Source organism: Rhizobium sp. AC27/96, assembly GCF_001692325.1.
Lineage (GTDB): Bacteria > Pseudomonadota > Alphaproteobacteria > Rhizobiales > Rhizobiaceae > Rhizobium.
On record NZ_LXKN01000001.1, the window covers coordinates 753258 to 767074 of the forward strand.

At 58.6% G+C, this 13817-nt stretch carries 15 protein-coding genes and 1 tRNA gene; 6 read left to right on the forward strand and 10 right to left on the reverse strand.

Going from position 1 to position 13817, the window contains the following annotated elements; all coding sequences use genetic code 11:
- Positions 1 to 369 precede the first annotated feature (369 nt).
- The 3 genes from gpt to A6U86_RS03740 all read right to left on the reverse strand — a co-directional run bounded on the left by gpt (position 370) and on the right by A6U86_RS03740 (position 2917).
- A complete protein-coding gene (gpt, locus tag A6U86_RS03730; protein ID WP_068386133.1) occupies positions 370 to 867 on the reverse strand; it encodes a xanthine phosphoribosyltransferase in 498 nt (165 codons plus the stop codon).
- Between the two features lie 315 nt (positions 868 to 1182).
- Positions 1183 to 2028, reverse strand: a complete 846-nt coding sequence (locus A6U86_RS03735) for a universal stress protein (protein ID WP_068386136.1) — start codon at positions 2026 to 2028, stop codon at positions 1183 to 1185.
- A 115-nt stretch (positions 2029 to 2143) separates the two neighbouring features.
- Positions 2144 to 2917: a competence/damage-inducible protein A gene (locus A6U86_RS03740; RefSeq protein ID WP_068386137.1), complete on the reverse strand. Its 774-nt coding sequence runs from the start codon at positions 2915 to 2917 to the stop codon at positions 2144 to 2146.
- A 239-nt stretch (positions 2918 to 3156) separates the two neighbouring features.
- On the opposite strand from A6U86_RS03740, the gene wrbA reads away from it, so the two are divergent.
- Entirely contained in the window at positions 3157 to 3756 is a 600-nt protein-coding gene (wrbA, locus tag A6U86_RS03745) for an NAD(P)H:quinone oxidoreductase type IV (protein ID WP_068386138.1), read from the forward strand.
- Between the two features lie 75 nt (positions 3757 to 3831).
- Here wrbA and A6U86_RS03750 read toward each other — a convergent pair.
- Together A6U86_RS03750 and A6U86_RS03755 are read right to left on the reverse strand one after the other, a co-directional pair.
- Positions 3832 to 3916, reverse strand: a tRNA-Leu gene (locus tag A6U86_RS03750).
- 103 nt (positions 3917 to 4019) lie between these two features.
- Complete coding sequence (locus tag A6U86_RS03755; RefSeq protein ID WP_068386139.1) at positions 4020 to 4361, reverse strand: hypothetical protein; 342 nt, start codon at positions 4359 to 4361, stop codon at positions 4020 to 4022.
- 368 nt (positions 4362 to 4729) lie between these two features.
- Between A6U86_RS03755 and ilvA the strand changes: the two genes are divergently transcribed.
- Both ilvA and A6U86_RS03765 read left to right on the forward strand, forming a co-directional pair.
- A complete protein-coding gene (gene ilvA / locus A6U86_RS03760; RefSeq protein WP_083196715.1) occupies positions 4730 to 5980 on the forward strand; it encodes a threonine ammonia-lyase in 1251 nt (416 codons plus the stop codon).
- Between the two features lie 37 nt (positions 5981 to 6017).
- Positions 6018 to 6356 carry an HlyU family transcriptional regulator gene (locus A6U86_RS03765; RefSeq protein WP_068386140.1) on the forward strand — a complete coding sequence of 113 codons (339 nt, stop codon included), beginning with the start codon at positions 6018 to 6020 and terminating at the stop codon, positions 6354 to 6356.
- Between the two features lie 112 nt (positions 6357 to 6468).
- Here the strand turns inward: A6U86_RS03765 and A6U86_RS03770 are convergent, their stop codons facing one another.
- Entirely contained in the window at positions 6469 to 7245 is a 777-nt protein-coding gene (locus A6U86_RS03770) for an SDR family NAD(P)-dependent oxidoreductase (RefSeq protein WP_068387815.1), read from the reverse strand.
- Between the two features lie 105 nt (positions 7246 to 7350).
- Here A6U86_RS03770 and A6U86_RS03775 point away from each other — a divergent pair, with 105 nt between their 5' ends.
- Entirely contained in the window at positions 7351 to 7932 is a 582-nt protein-coding gene (locus A6U86_RS03775) for a TetR/AcrR family transcriptional regulator (protein WP_068387818.1), read from the forward strand.
- Positions 7933 to 7990: 58 nt separating this feature from the next.
- Here the strand turns inward: A6U86_RS03775 and A6U86_RS03780 are convergent, their stop codons facing one another.
- The gene (locus tag A6U86_RS03780; RefSeq protein WP_068386142.1) at positions 7991 to 8605 is read right to left on the reverse strand and encodes an FMN-dependent NADH-azoreductase; all 615 of its coding nucleotides are present in this window, start codon (positions 8603 to 8605) and stop codon (positions 7991 to 7993) included.
- A 136-nt stretch (positions 8606 to 8741) separates the two neighbouring features.
- Between A6U86_RS03780 and A6U86_RS03785 the strand changes: the two genes are divergently transcribed.
- A complete protein-coding gene (locus A6U86_RS03785) occupies positions 8742 to 9710 on the forward strand; it encodes a LysR family transcriptional regulator (RefSeq protein ID WP_068386143.1) in 969 nt (322 codons plus the stop codon).
- A gap of 43 nt (positions 9711 to 9753) precedes the next feature.
- Here A6U86_RS03785 and A6U86_RS03790 read toward each other — a convergent pair whose 3' ends face one another.
- Together A6U86_RS03790 and A6U86_RS03795 are read right to left on the reverse strand one after the other, a co-directional pair.
- Positions 9754 to 11742 (reverse strand): bifunctional 2',3'-cyclic-nucleotide 2'-phosphodiesterase/3'-nucleotidase, encoded by a 1989-nt coding sequence (locus tag A6U86_RS03790; RefSeq protein WP_068386144.1) that lies wholly within the window; start codon positions 11740 to 11742, stop codon positions 9754 to 9756.
- Between the two features lie 137 nt (positions 11743 to 11879).
- Complete coding sequence (locus A6U86_RS03795) at positions 11880 to 12239, reverse strand: PilZ domain-containing protein (RefSeq protein WP_068387821.1); 360 nt, start codon at positions 12237 to 12239, stop codon at positions 11880 to 11882.
- A 201-nt stretch (positions 12240 to 12440) separates the two neighbouring features.
- On the opposite strand from A6U86_RS03795, the gene A6U86_RS03800 reads away from it, so the two are divergent.
- Positions 12441 to 13244 carry an endonuclease/exonuclease/phosphatase family protein gene (locus tag A6U86_RS03800; protein ID WP_068386145.1) on the forward strand — a complete coding sequence of 268 codons (804 nt, stop codon included), beginning with the start codon at positions 12441 to 12443 and terminating at the stop codon, positions 13242 to 13244.
- A 6-nt stretch (positions 13245 to 13250) separates the two neighbouring features.
- On the opposite strand, the gene A6U86_RS03805 is transcribed toward A6U86_RS03800, so the two are convergent.
- Positions 13251 to 13712 carry an Lrp/AsnC family transcriptional regulator gene (locus tag A6U86_RS03805; RefSeq protein ID WP_068386146.1) on the reverse strand — a complete coding sequence of 154 codons (462 nt, stop codon included), beginning with the start codon at positions 13710 to 13712 and terminating at the stop codon, positions 13251 to 13253.
- Positions 13713 to 13817 lie beyond the last annotated feature (105 nt).

Genomic DNA, 13817 nt, shown 5'->3' on the forward strand with positions numbered 1-13817 from the left:
GGATTGTTAACCACAATATCTTGTGGGCTCATCTGTGGAAATTGGGGAAACGTCAGGAGGGTAGAAGATTCAAGAACTTGACGGGAGATGCTCGTGCTTGCTGCGATGATGAATAGGGCGAATGTCATCACTGCCGGAGTCAAAAGCGACAAAATTGTGACCGTGACCCTCAAGCCATTGGCAGCGAGGCAAAACCATGCCGTGGCGGATTATGATTCGTTCGGAACGCCTTGAATCTCACACGTTCTCGTCAGATGGCGCCCACTAAATATAGCGGGCGCCGCAGCGCCCACCTCTATTATGACTGTCCCGGCTCGCTTTGACGCCTTGCGCCGAATCAATGCTGATTCGCGCAACGGCCATGCAGCTTCAGCCGCGATGACCCTTGGCAATTGGCTCCTGATAGGTGAAGCCCATGTCCCAGGGAAAGTAGATCCAGGTGTCCTGGCTGACCTCGGTGATAAAGGTATCGATTGTGGGAACACCGGTCGGTTTGGCGTAGACACAGGCGAAATGCGCCTTCGGCAGCAGCGCGCGGACCTCGAGGGCCGTCTTGCCGGTATCCGTCAGATCGTCGACGACGAGAACGCCTTCGCCGCCATTGACGGAAAGTTCGGGTGCGATGCCCTTGAGCAGGTTCATTTCACCCTGGCTGGAATAGTCGTGATAGGAGGCGACGCAGACAGTCTCAATCAGCCGGATATTGAGTTCTCGCGAGATGATGGCGGCAGGCACGAGGCCGCCACGGGTGATACAGACGATCGCCTTGAATTCGCGGTTAAGGCCAGCAAGCCGCCAGGCAAGCGCGCGGGCATCGCGATGGAACTGATCCCAGGATACGGGAAAGGCTTTATCGGGCAGGGACATGGCAACAGGCTCCGGGGCATGGAATAATGACGCACCGGCGCGCCGGCGACCCTGAGCAGACCCCGCGGCGGGCGCGGACCATGAACCAAATCCGGAACGCGATTCGCTGCTATCTGCTTGAACAGGATCTCGTCCGGGAAAGAACTGGATGTCTTTCGGGATCATGTTCCATCGACCGCGCGAACGGTTCCCTGGCGGGAATTCTGTCATCGGTCGCTGCTTTCTGCTGGATTTACCGTCAAAAGGCAAGAGCGGCAAAGCAACGGACCGGTGCACATCCCCGCCGGAAACCATCGCTTCCGGCATTCTCGCCTGTTACCGGGCGAGAAGCGTCATTGCCGTCATGGATTGCAGCAATGTCCGTGTCGTGCCGCCGAAGATCATCTGCCAGAGCCAGGAATGCGTATAGGCACCCATGACAAGCAGATCGATGCTGTTGTCGGCAAGACGATTTTCGATGACCTGCGAGGGCGTTGACTTGCCGGAGCAGGCGGCCGTTTCGAAGGTTGCCCGAACGCCGTGACGCGTCAGGGCGGCTGCAATCTGAACGCCGCTTTCCTTGGAGGGATGGGTTTCCTTTTCCGAGGTGCTGACCGAGAGGATTTCCACGGAATCGGCAGCCTTCAGGAAGGGCAGGGCATCGAAGGTGGCGCGCGCCACTTCCTTGGAGCCATTCCATGCGATCAGCACGCGACGAACGGGCTTCGGTTCCTTCAGGATATAGGGGATCAGCAGGACCGGGCGGCCGCTATCGAACAGGAAGGTTTCGACATCGACCTGAGTATCGGCATATTTGGACGGGTCGGGCTGCACGGCAACCAGCAGGTCGGCGCTGCGGGCGCTTTCGATCAGCGGCTCGGTGCCGTAGCCGACGGTGCTGGTGAAGCTGTGCCAGTCATAATCGAGGCCCGCACCTTCCATTTTCGTGCGGAACAACCGTTCAACTTCGATCGCCTGGTTATGGGCGACATCCTGAAGCGCCTGAACGGCGACAGGGTCCGGGATTTCCATCGGCGCCACCAGTGGCACGGTGGAGACGACTTCCGCATGCAGGCCGACAATGTGGGCGCCATGCTCCTTGGCAAAGGCCGCCGCAAAATCGGCGGCGACGCGCGTGTTGTCGGGATTGTCGAGGACGGTCACTATGGTTTTATAGGACATGACGTGATCTCCCATGCGGAAGGGTTGGATCGTTTCATTATATCAGCATTCCGCTTCAGAATAATGCGCCGAGATCGTTCCGGTTCCACAACAAAATGCACGCCGCCGTTGAAGGTTACGCTTCAGCGGACTGATTTTCCTTGGCTTTCGACTGCCGGATCGTTTCGATCATCGCCCGCACTTCGGCAGCGACGCTTTCAACAAGCTCGGCGGAGCGGCCCCTTACGACGATTTCCGTCGAGAAGAATTGGCCGACATAGCGCGGATATGAGCCGATGCTGGTATCCGGATGCGCCTTCTGGATAAGGCCGAGCAGCGTGCCGATTTCGCCTTCGCCATAAGGGCAGGAAATCGCCGTCGACAGCATGCGCACGCCGGTTCGAAGCGTCGGGATGACATTGTCGAGCATGGCCTGGAAAACCTGCGGTACGCCGGCCATCACATAGACGTTGCCGATGTTGAAGCCGGGAGCGGTCGAGACCGGATTGGGGATATGCTTCGATCCCACGGGCATGCGCGCCATGCGCTGGCGGGCTTCGGTGAATTCCATCTCGCGCCTTGCATACATTTCACCCATCAGCCGCATGGCTTCGGCATCATGTTCGCAAGCCACGCCGAACGCCTTGGCGATGGCATCGGCGGTAATGTCGTCATGCGTCGGGCCGATACCGCCTGACGTGAAGATATAGTCGTACTGGCTGCGCAGCGCGTTCAGCGCCGAGACGATGGCATCCTCATCGTCGGCGACGATCCGGACTTCCTTCAGATCGATCCCGGCGAGCAGCAGCACATCGGCGAGGTGGCCGATATTCTTGTCCTTGGTGCGGCCGGAGAGCAGTTCGTCGCCGATGGCCAGCATGGCGGCGGTGACAATGGTATTGTTGGTCATGAAAACATCCGTGAGGTTGCGCAGCGGCGCGTTCGCAAAAGCTTTGAAATAGGTAACGCCGTTTTCTGCGAATGCAAACCATGGTTTTCGCGTCGCCGTCGGTCACTGCAGAGCGCCACAAATGAATTTTCGTCTACAGGGGATGAACAGTGCGTTCTGGGCATGGGGGCTGCGCTGCTATCGCATCGCTGCTAGAACTTCCCTCGACACTCAACGCGTCCAAAAAACAGGAGACGTTCATGGCTAAGGTTCTGGTTCTCTACTATTCGGCTTACGGTCACATCGAGAAGATGGCCTATGCCGTCGCAGAAGGCGCAAAGTCCGCTGGCGCCGAAGTCACCGTGAAGCGCGTGCCCGAACTCGTGCCGGAAGAGGTCGCAAAGGCCTCCTATTTCAAGCTCGATCAGGAAGCACCTGTCGCAACGCCTGACGAACTGGCCGAGTATGATGCCATCATCGTCGGCGCCGGCACCCGCTTCGGCACGGTCGCCTCGCAGATGCGCAATTTCTGGGATCAGACCGGCGGCCTCTGGTTCGGCGGCAAGCTCGTCGGCAAGGTCGGCTCGGTCTTCACATCCTCCGCCACCCAGCACGGCGGCCAGGAATCCACCATCCTCGGCTTCATCCCGACCCTGCTGCACCACGGCATGGCTGTCGTCGGCCTTCCCTATGCGTTCCAGGGCCAGATGGGCACCGAGGAAGTCAAGGGCGGCTCGCCCTACGGCGCTTCCACCATCACCAACGGCGACGGATCGCGCCAGCCTTCGGAAATCGAACTGGAAGCAGCAAAATTCCAGGGCGCCCACGTCGCCAAGATCGCTGCCAAGCTGACCGCCTAAATCGAGCTTTGCATATTGAGGAAAAGGCGCGGCGAAAGCTGCGCCTTTTTCGTTGAGTCTATAGGGATTTGTCTTTGGTGCGGACGACGGGGGTCGAACCCGTACGGATCACTCCGAGGGATTTTAAGTCCCTTGCGTCTACCAGTTTCGCCACGTCCGCGTGCCTTTCCCCTTCAAGCACTTGAGCGATTCAGTCAAGGAAATGTTTTCGCAGAAACGGGCTGCCTTGCCTCGACGTGCCCGACGCATCCGGTGCGATCAGCTCAACGCCCTTTGAGAACGGCGATGAGTGCCGGGGTTACCTTCTTCTGTTGGAAGAGGGCTTTGAAATCCGCATAGCTTATTTTTCCGAAAGCGAGGCCGTTCGTCAGCCGTTGGCAAAAAAGCCGCTTCGCGTCGCTTTTCTGCGATTTCACATAAAAGGCGATCTCATCCAGCGTTTCGGAAGGCAGGTGCTGCGACATGCACTTTTCGACGACCAGCGCACGGGCGCTCGGGCTTTCCTTCATGATCGGGATCGCCTTCTCGAAGCTTTCCTTCTGCGGTGTGCAGGAGGCCAGAATGGCGAGAGTGAAGACGAATGACGCGGATCGGATCAGGCGCATGATGATGGTCTCCCTAGAATAATATCGGGATAAACACCTTTCGCGCGATTCTCAATCGCAAGCGCAATTATGAAGTTAATTCTTGCGCTATCGCTGATAGGCGAAGCCCGCCTGAGCCGACGGGTCGGTTCTTGGACGGGCCTCTAACCATCATCATGATGGCTGTCCCGTATTGGAGAGAGGCAGGTCCGTGCTGTCAATTCGCAGATTTCGGGGGGATTTCGGTGGCGAAAGCTACCTATCCTCGGTTCGCACGATTCTTCGTGAACAATATCGGTCCTGCGGGTCGGAAAGGGTGCTAAACAGGCTTTCTTTAGTCATCTTTCCTGTGCCATAGCGGGAATGGATTGAAGAAGGACGAATAAGCCGTGGACAAACAAACTGTTCTCGAAGCCACCGAGGCCATGCGTGGCCTCTTTCCCGCAACGCCGCTGCAGCTGAACGAGCATCTTTCGGCGCGCTATGGCGCCGAGATCTGGCTGAAGCGCGAGGATCTGACGCCGGTCCGTTCCTACAAGATTCGTGGCGCCTTCAACTTCTTCCGCAAGGTGATTGCCGAGGGCGGCACGGAGAAGACCTTCGTGTGCGCATCCGCCGGCAATCATGCCCAGGGCTTTGCTTTCGTCTGCCGGCACTTCGGCGTGCCGGGCGTTGTCTACATGCCAGTAACGACGCCGCAGCAGAAGATCGACAAGACGCGTATCTTCGGTGGCGAATTCATCACCATCAAGCTCTTCGGCGATTTCTTCGACCAATGCTATCAGGCGGCGCGCGAGCATGTCGAAAAGATCGACGGCGTCATGGTGCCGCCCTTCGATCATGTCGATATCATCGAGGGACAGGCAACCGTTGCCGCCGAAATCGCCGAGCAGCTGCCTGAAGGTGTCGTGCCCGACCGTATCCTTCTGCCTGTGGGCGGCGGCGGTCTTGCGGCCGGCATCACCAGCTATTTTGCCGATCGGCTTGGCCGTGACGCTTTCGTCTTCGCCGAGCCGGCCGGCGCGCCGAGCCTCAGGCGCAGCATCGAGGCGGGGCAGGTGGTCACACTCACCAAGGTCGACAACTTCGTCGATGGCGCCGCCGTCGGACGCATTGGCGATCTGAACTTTGCAGCGCTGAAGGGATTTGCCGCCGAGCAGGTCCAGCTCATCGACGAAAATGCCATCTGCGTCACCATCGCCGACATGCTGAATGTCGAGGGTGTGGTGCTGGAGCCCGCCGGCGCGCTGGCGATCACAGCGCTCGAGACCCTGGATCGTGACAGCATCCGCGGCAAGACCATCGTCGCCGTCGTCTCCGGTGGCAATTTCGACTTCGAGCGCCTGCCTGATGTCAAGGAGCGGGCCATGCGCTACGCCGGGCTGAAGAAATACTTCATCCTGCGCCTCGCGCAGCGCCCCGGCGCGCTGAGGGATTTCCTCAACATGCTCGGGCCGGAGGATGACATCGCGCGTTTCGAATATCTGAAGAAGAGCGCCCGCAATTTCGGCTCGATCCTGATCGGCATCGAGACGAAGAATCCGGACAACTTCAAGGAGCTGATCGCCCAGTTCGAAAAGTCGGGCATGGGCTATGAGGACATTACCGAAAACGACATCCTCGCAAACCTGATCATTTGACTTTGCGAGCCTGCAACCTTCGTGCTAAAGGCGATCCATGGCTTCGTTCTTTTCAAATATCATCTCGATCTTCACCGGTGGCGCGTCGCAGGCGGGCTCCGAAAAGTCCGGCGGTTCGACTGTCAGCGCCGAGCCGCAGATGCATGCCGGTTGCACGATCCATGCGACGCCGCAGCGCGAAGGCAATCAGTTCCGCCTCATGGGCCGGATCGAGAAGGACGTGAACGGCGAGATCCTGGTGCGCAACTTCATTCGCGCCGATGTTTTCAGCTCGTCGGACGATGCCGTAGAATCGACCTTCCGCAAGGCGCAGCAGATCATCGATCAGAACGGTACCGGTCTCTTCGGCGATGGCGAAAAAGTTCGCCAAGTCTGATCTCAAACCGATTTACGCTTGGTATTCCTGAAAAGGCCGCTCTAAAGGAGCGGCCTTTTGCATGACTGGACATCTAAGACCTGATTTTTGCAGACCTGTCCGATTTTCTCGCTCAACCCTGACGGAATATCTTGGCGCCCGAAGGGGCGTTGATGGCGCCGCCGTCGACGGTGATTTCGATCGCCGTGACATTGACGGAATCGTCCGATGCGAGATAGAGGGCGGCCCTGGCAAGCTCGTCGGCCTCGCTCATGCGGCCGAGCGGGCTCAAGCTGCCGAGATAGGTTTCAAGTGCGTCCTTGGCATCGGGCGTTGCCGATCGCGAATCCCAGATGGGGGTTCTGGTGGCGCCCGGTGTCACCTGGTTGACGCGGATGCCGCGTGGCGCAAGTTCTGAAGCCAAATTGCGGACCATGGCGCGCACGGCGCCCTTTGTGCCCGCATAGGCCGAATAGCCGGGAATGCCGAGTACGGCATGTACGGAGCCGTTCAGGATCACCGAGGAGCCATCGTTCAGATAGGGCAGAGCGGCCTGAACGGTAAAGAAGACACCGGTGAAGTTGATGCGCACGATGTTTTCAAATTGCTCGAGCGTCGTTCCGCCCAGGGCGGTTTCGCCTGCAATGCCGGCGTTTGCGAAAACCACGTCGAATTTTCCGAATTTCTCCGCGGCTTCGGCGAAAGCTTTCTCCATTGCGGGAATGTCTGTCGTGTCGGCCTGCAAGGCCAGAACGTTGTCACCCAGTTCCTTTGCGACCGCTGCAAGCGTTTGCAGGTTGCGGCCTGTTATGACGACCTTCGCACCCTCTGCGAGGAAGAGACGGGCTGTAGCGAGGCCGATGCCGCTGTTTCCGCCCGTGATGACGGCGACCTTGTTCTTGAGACGCATATTCATAGCTCCTGTTGGCTTTTCTCACGATCTGGATTATGATCGTTCTCTATAAGGATTATGTTCGTAATCCATTTTGTCAAGGCTGAGCGGAAAGGAATCTCGATGGGCCGTTCACAATTGGAAAAACAGAAGACGCATGAACGCATCGTCGAGCTTGCCGCGAGACGCCTGCGAGAGGAGGGGCTGGACGGGATCGGCGTCGCGGATCTGATGAAGGAGGCCGGGCTAACCGTCGGCGGCTTCTACAAGCATTTTGCCTCCCGCGATGAGCTGGTGGCGGAGGCGGTGCAATCGGCTGTCGAATCTTGGCGGAAGCAGCAGGAAGAGAAAGGCATCGATCCCGCACTGATACCGCTGGATGAGTATGTCGATATCTATCTCAGCGAAAATCATCGGGATCATTGCGGTGAGGGCTGTGCCTACGCCGCATTGACGGCAGACATGGCCCGCAGCAGCGAGGCTGTCCGCACCATCGCAACGGAAGGGCTACGGAAGAATTTCGATGCCATGACGGCGCGTATGCCGCAGCCGGAAACGATCGATGCCAGGCAGAAGGCGATTATCGCATCCTGCCTGATGACCGGCGCCGTAGGTCTCGCGCGCGTGGCCAACGACGAAACGCTCTCCAGTGAAATTCTGGAGACGGTGAACCAGTTCGTGAAGAGTTTGGCGAAGGCCGAATGAAAATGAAAAGGCGGCCGACAAATGCCGACCGCCTTCAATGCTTGGGTAGCGCCGTCGATTAGGCAGCAAGCGCCAATTCGGATGCGCGGGCCTGAGCGGCACCGATTGCCTTCTCGACTGCTTCCGGACCAAAGGCAATGCCTTCGACATAGACGGTCTCGACTTCGGTGATGCCGATGAAAGCGAGAACCGACTTCAGATAGGGAACGGCGTGGTTCAGCGGAGCGGCCGGGCCTTCGGAATAAACGCCGCCGGATGCGAGAACGATGTAGGCCTTCTTGCCGGTAGCCAGGCCCTTTGGGCCGGTTTCGGTGTAGGTGAAGGTACGGCCAGCGCGGGCGATGTTATCGATCCAGGTCTTCAGCGACGAATAGATGTTGAAGTTGATGAGGCCAGTGCCGATGACCACTGTGTCGGCAGCGAGCAGTTCGTCGACGAGCGCGTCGGAAACCTTCACCAGTTCGTTCTGCTCAGGTGTGCGAGCGTCAACGGGCGTGCGGATCGCGGCCGTGAAAGGGCCGTCGATATGCGGCAGCGCGTCGGCGGCGAGGTCGCGGTGAACGATGGTCTTGCCCGGGTTGTTTGCCTTGATCTTCTCGGCAAGTTCGGTGGCGATCTTGGTGGAGAGCGAGTCAGTGCGCGGGCTGGATGTCAGAAGCAGAATGGAGGACATGTCGTTATTCCTTTTCAATGAGTTGCGAAATCGGGCGGGAGAACCCGATGACCTTCCCCCAAAGAGATAAGTCCTCAGTGCCATCGAGAAAAACTGTGATAATATGGATCATAGTTATCGATAGAATGGATGGCAGATGCTCCCCAATCCCACCCTCGACCAATTGCAGGTCTTTCTGACCGTTGCGGAATCCGGCAGTTTTTCGGCTGCCTCACGCGTGCTCAACCGTGCCCAGTCGGTGATTAGCTATACGATCGCCAATCTGGAGGCGCAGCTTGAAATGCCGCTGTTCGAGCGCTCCGGCTCGCGCCAGCCGAAATTGACGGATGCGGGCAGGGTGATGCTAGAGGATGCGCGGCGCATCCTGTCGGACCTTCAGGTGATGCGCGCCAGGGTGAAGGGCTTGAAGACCGGGCTCGAGGCCGAAGTGTCCGTTGCCATCAGCGTCATGGTGCCGGTCCATGCCACCGTCGACGTGCTGCGGGAATTCCGTGACCGCTTCCCCTTTGTGTCGCTGCGTCTTGATACCGGTGAGCTTGGTTCGATGCTGGAGCTGGTTACCAGCGGCAAATCGACGATCGGTATTGGCGGCTCGATATTGAAGCAGGATGATGCATTGGTCATCGAGCGCATCGGCCATTCCTTCATGTTGCCGGTCGCAGCGCCCACGCATCCGCTCGCCCGTCTCGGGCGGCCGCTGGCGCTGGCCGATGTGCGCGAGGAAGTGCAGCTGGTCGTCACCGATGCCTCAAGCCTCACGAACGGCAAGGATTTCAATGTCCTGTCCTACAAGATCTGGCATGTCAGCGATATCGCCACCAAGCATCAGTTGATCCGCGGCGGGCTTGGTTGGGGTGGGCTACCGGCCTCGTTCATCATGGAGGATTTGCAGAAGGGGCGTCTGGTGCCGCTGGCGCTCGATGCCTACGACCAGAGCGAATATCCGATCTATGCGGTTCGCAAGCTCGATAACCCTCCCGGTCCGGCTGCGGCCTGGATGATCGAAGCCTTCAGCTCACGCCTTTCCCGCTGCCCGAACCAGGCGGATTTCAAGGCGGCGGTCGAGATGTTTCATCCGGAAGAGACGCAGCTGGCAGCCGAATGAGGACCCTCTCCCCGAGACGGGGAGAGGGCGATGTTCTGCAGTCTTACAGCACCAGCCGGTAATTGCGGAAGCCGTCGGCGCCTTCGCCGGCGTCTTCGATCTTCACGCTCTTCACCTGATCCAGGAAATCCTTGGCCTTTGGCGAGCTCTGGAACACCGCTGTCGTGCCCGGCAGCGGCTTGAAGGTCCAGTTTCCGTCGGCAGTCGGATTGATCGTGCCCTGATCGTGCACATAGCGCACGATGACGTCGCGGTTGGTGTCGGGGGCCTGGTAGACGACCTTGTCGGCGCCGATCTCCGGGAAATTGCCGCCGCCGCCGGCGCGATAGTTGTTGCTGACCACGACGAATTTCTGCGTGGGATCAATCGGCTTGCCGTCGAACTGCAGGTTCTGGATGCGGTTCGAATCGGCATTCAGAACCTTGCCGTCATCGCCGAAGCGGCGCGGCTGCGACACGTCGATCTGATAGGTAACACCGTCGATCACGTCGAAATTGTAGGACGGGAAGGCGTTGTTGATGAGATCGGCATCCTTGGCGCCGGGCTTGACCTGGTTGAACATGGCAGCCGACATTTCCAGCCAGTTCTTGACCTGCGCGCCGTTGATGACGACGGCCTGCACCGTATTGGGATAGAGGTAGAGGTCGGCTACGTTCTTGATGGCGATATTGCCGGCCGGAACATCCGTGTAGTAGTCGGCGCCGTTGCGGCCGCCGCACTTGAAGGGCGCCGCAGCCGAAAGAACCGGCAGGTCCTTGTACTGTGTCTCCTTCAGCATCTCCTTGATGTACCAGACCTGCGCCTGGCTGACGATCTGGACGGATGGATCGTCCGCGACCAGCGCGAAGTATGAGTAGAGCGGCGCGGAGGTCTTGCCGACGGGCGTGCGGACATAGGTCAGCGTCGCTTCATGCTCGGCCTTGGCCGCTTCCACCACTTCCTTCTTGTCGGCAACATCGGCGATGACCTTCTTCTTGTCGTCGCGATGGTAGATCGGCCGTGCCTCGGAGGTGAAATCGACGATCTTCCAGCTCTTGCCGTCCTTTTCGAGCAGCAGATCGATGAGGCCGAGATGCGAGCCCCAGAAGCCGGCCATGACGGCAGGCTTGCCATGCAGCGTGCCCTTCACCGGATCGGCATCCTTGATGCCGTCCCAGGTCTTCGGGCCAGGAAAGACGAGATGCTGGTGGCCGGTGAAGACGGCGTCGATACCATCGACAGCCGCCACGTAGAGCGAGGCGTTTTCCATCTTGTCGCTCGGGCCGCTGCCGTCGATACCGGAATGCGAGAGAGCGATGATGATGTCGGCGCCTTCGGCCTTCATGACAGGCACCCAGGCCTTGGCGGCCTCGACGATATCCCGCGTCTGCGCCTTGCCTTCGAGGTTCTTGATGTCCCAGAGCATGATCTGCGGCGGCACGAAGCCGATGAAGCCGATCTTGATCGGGCTTTCATTGCCTGATCCGTCCTTGATCTTCTTTTCCTGGATCAGATAGGGCTTGAAGAACAGGTCGTCCTTCGTCGGATCGGAGGCAAGCTGACCCTTGGTCAGGTTGGCGCAGACGAAGGGGAAGTTCGCGCCGGCCAGCACCTTGAACATGAAGTCGAGGCCGTAATTGAATTCGTGGTTGCCGAGCGTTCCAACGGAATAGCCGAGCGTGTTCATCGCCTTAATCACGGGATGGACGTCGCCGTCCTTCATGCCGTGCTGATAGGCCATATAATCGCCCATCGGGTTGCCCTGCAGCACGTCGCCATTGTCGATCAGCAGCGAGTTGGTGGCTTCAGCACGGATGTTGTCGATGATCGTTGCGGTACGCGTCAGACCCATCGTGTCGTTCGGCTTGTCGGCATAGTAATCGTAGGGGAAGACGTTGACGTGGATGTCAGTGGTTTCCATGAGACGCAGATGCGCCTGGTTGCCGGCCGCGCGCGCTGCAAAGGGATGCAGCATGATCAGGGCCGCAGTGGCACTGAGGCCCTGCAGCAGGGAACGGCGCGACATACTGGGCAAATCCAGAATGGAAGACATGAAACACTCCTTCTACAATGGGGCTATGGTCCCGCGATCATCTCTCGGGTGAGGGAGATTAGGACGATTTGCGAAGGTGTGCACCAGTAATGTGACAGGCTTATTGTGGATGGCGGGCGGCAGCTTTCCGCCGCCTGTCAGCGTTTCAGAACCGGCTTTATGTCCTTGTGGAAAAAGCGGAAATAGGAAGCGACCTTTGCCGAGGCGTTGGACGAGCGATCGAATTCGATGCCGATGCGGCCGTTATGGGCCCAGCGCACGAAGCCATCCAGCAGGCCGATATCGTCGCATTCGACGCGAACCTTGCTGCCCGCGGCCGCATAGAGCGGTCCCTGCAGATCGAGAGCGATTCCACTCGTAGAAATGTTGACGACCCGCCCTGCGACAAGCTTGGTGAAATACCGCACCTGGCCGGTTAGCCGGGCATATTGGCGCGGCGAACCTCGGGACTTGATCTTGAGATTGTCTTGAACGAGAGATTTGGAAGAGAGCTGCATGATGTTATCCCGGCTCATACACTTTTCTCTTTCGGGATAGCAGGCTTGCATTGAAACATGCTTAGCATAATCGCTAAAATTGTAGACGGTCGTATCGAATCGGTACCGAAGTGACGATAGTCAGGTCGATACTTTGCCGGATGTCCCGCGGGTTTGAGCATCGGATGTCAGCGCGGATGGATGATATAAGGAAGCAGGATTTTGCGTATCGTTTCGCTAAATGCTTGGGGCGGGCTGCTGCATGAGCGGCTGATGCCGTATTTGGTCGGCATCGATGCGGATGTTCTTTGCCTTCAAGAGGTGGGCCAGACACCGGGATCCCAAGCCGAATGGTTGACCTACCGCGATCACGGCGTCGAGCTTCAGCAACGGGTTAATCTGTTCGAGGAGCTGAAGGCCGCCTTGCCGGGCCATGATGGGACCTTTCTCCCGTTTGCACGCGGCGATCTTTTCGATGGAGATCGGCGAATTACCTCCGAATTCGGCCTGGCAACCTTTGTGCGCAAAACATATCCGGTCATCGCTCAGGTGGCGGGTTTCGTCCATGGAGAGTTTTCGCCGGATGGCTGGGGAGAGCATCCGCGGCCCCGCAATGCGCATTGCATCCGCCTTTTCGACTACGATCGCGGGTGCCCCATCACCATCACTCAGATGCACGGCCTTCGGGACACAGTCGGCAAAGGCGATACGCCAGCCCGCCGTCATCAGGCAAATGCGCTGGTCGAAATCATCCAACAGGTGAGGCGGGAGGGGGACCGGTTGGTCGTTTGCGGCGATTTCAACCTGCTGCCCGGCAGCGAGACATTCGATATCCTCGGCGCTCTTGGTCTTACCGATCTCGTCACCTCGCGGGGGCATGACGATACCCGCACATCTTACTACAAAAAACAGCCGCGCTTTGCCGACTACATGCTGGTGACACCTGATGTCGAGGTAATCAATTTCGACCCCGTGGCCGAGCCCGAAGTGTCGGATCACCGCGCATTGCTGCTGGATCTGCGCTGATAGGGGTCAGAGACCGACATTCGGCCGGTCGATGATTTCGCGCAGGGCGAAGCTGGAATTGATCTTCACGACATGCGGCAGCGCCGAAAGCCAGTCGCGGTGGATGCGCTCATAGTCTTCGAGATCGCGCGTGGCGACGCGCAATATGTAGTCGTATTCCCCCGACATGAGGTAGCAGGAGAGCACGTTCGGACAGCGCTTCACGGCCGTTTCGAACTCCGAAAGCGTCTTGGCGAACTGGCCGGACAGCGAGATATGCACGAAGGCGATCATCTTGTAGTCCAGAGCCTTGTGCGACAGATGCGCATGATAGCCGTCGATGACACCATTCTTTTCCAGGATATCGAGCCGGCGCGAGCAGGCCGATGGCGACAGGCCGACCTTCTCGGCGAGTTCCGAATTGGTCATCCGCGCATTCTGCTGCAGTATCCGCAGAATCGAATGATCTATGGCGTCGAGGTCGGACATTCGAAGATCCTTCGAAAAAACTCTTGTTGGCGCAATAATTCACGAAAAATGATGGTAGCGCAAATCGTCTTTGCAAGGACATTGCAGAGCGGAGGTGGTCTGATT

What these genes read in the sequence shown, in the direction of transcription:
- A6U86_RS03775 (WP_068387818.1), top strand. Translation starts at nt 7,351, where the DNA reads ATGGGCCGTTCACAATTGGAAAAACAGAAGACGCATGAACGCATCGTC.
- A6U86_RS03790 (WP_068386144.1), bottom strand. Translation starts at nt 11,742, where the DNA reads ATGTCTTCCATTCTGGATTTGCCCAGTATGTCGCGCCGTTCCCTGCTG.
- A6U86_RS03765 (WP_068386140.1), top strand. Translation starts at nt 6,018, where the DNA reads ATGGCTTCGTTCTTTTCAAATATCATCTCGATCTTCACCGGTGGCGCG.
- A6U86_RS03795 (WP_068387821.1), bottom strand. Translation starts at nt 12,239, where the DNA reads ATGCAGCTCTCTTCCAAATCTCTCGTTCAAGACAATCTCAAGATCAAG.
- wrbA (WP_068386138.1), top strand. Translation starts at nt 3,157, where the DNA reads ATGGCTAAGGTTCTGGTTCTCTACTATTCGGCTTACGGTCACATCGAG.
- A6U86_RS03780 (WP_068386142.1), bottom strand. Translation starts at nt 8,605, where the DNA reads ATGTCCTCCATTCTGCTTCTGACATCCAGCCCGCGCACTGACTCGCTC.
- A6U86_RS03755 (WP_068386139.1), bottom strand. Translation starts at nt 4,361, where the DNA reads ATGCGCCTGATCCGATCCGCGTCATTCGTCTTCACTCTCGCCATTCTG.
- A6U86_RS03770 (WP_068387815.1), bottom strand. Translation starts at nt 7,245, where the DNA reads ATGCGTCTCAAGAACAAGGTCGCCGTCATCACGGGCGGAAACAGCGGC.
- A6U86_RS03785 (WP_068386143.1), top strand. Translation starts at nt 8,742, where the DNA reads ATGCTCCCCAATCCCACCCTCGACCAATTGCAGGTCTTTCTGACCGTT.
- A6U86_RS03805 (WP_068386146.1), bottom strand. Translation starts at nt 13,712, where the DNA reads ATGTCCGACCTCGACGCCATAGATCATTCGATTCTGCGGATACTGCAG.
- A6U86_RS03740 (WP_068386137.1), bottom strand. Translation starts at nt 2,917, where the DNA reads ATGACCAACAATACCATTGTCACCGCCGCCATGCTGGCCATCGGCGAC.
- gpt (WP_068386133.1), bottom strand. Translation starts at nt 867, where the DNA reads ATGTCCCTGCCCGATAAAGCCTTTCCCGTATCCTGGGATCAGTTCCAT.
- A6U86_RS03735 (WP_068386136.1), bottom strand. Translation starts at nt 2,028, where the DNA reads ATGTCCTATAAAACCATAGTGACCGTCCTCGACAATCCCGACAACACG.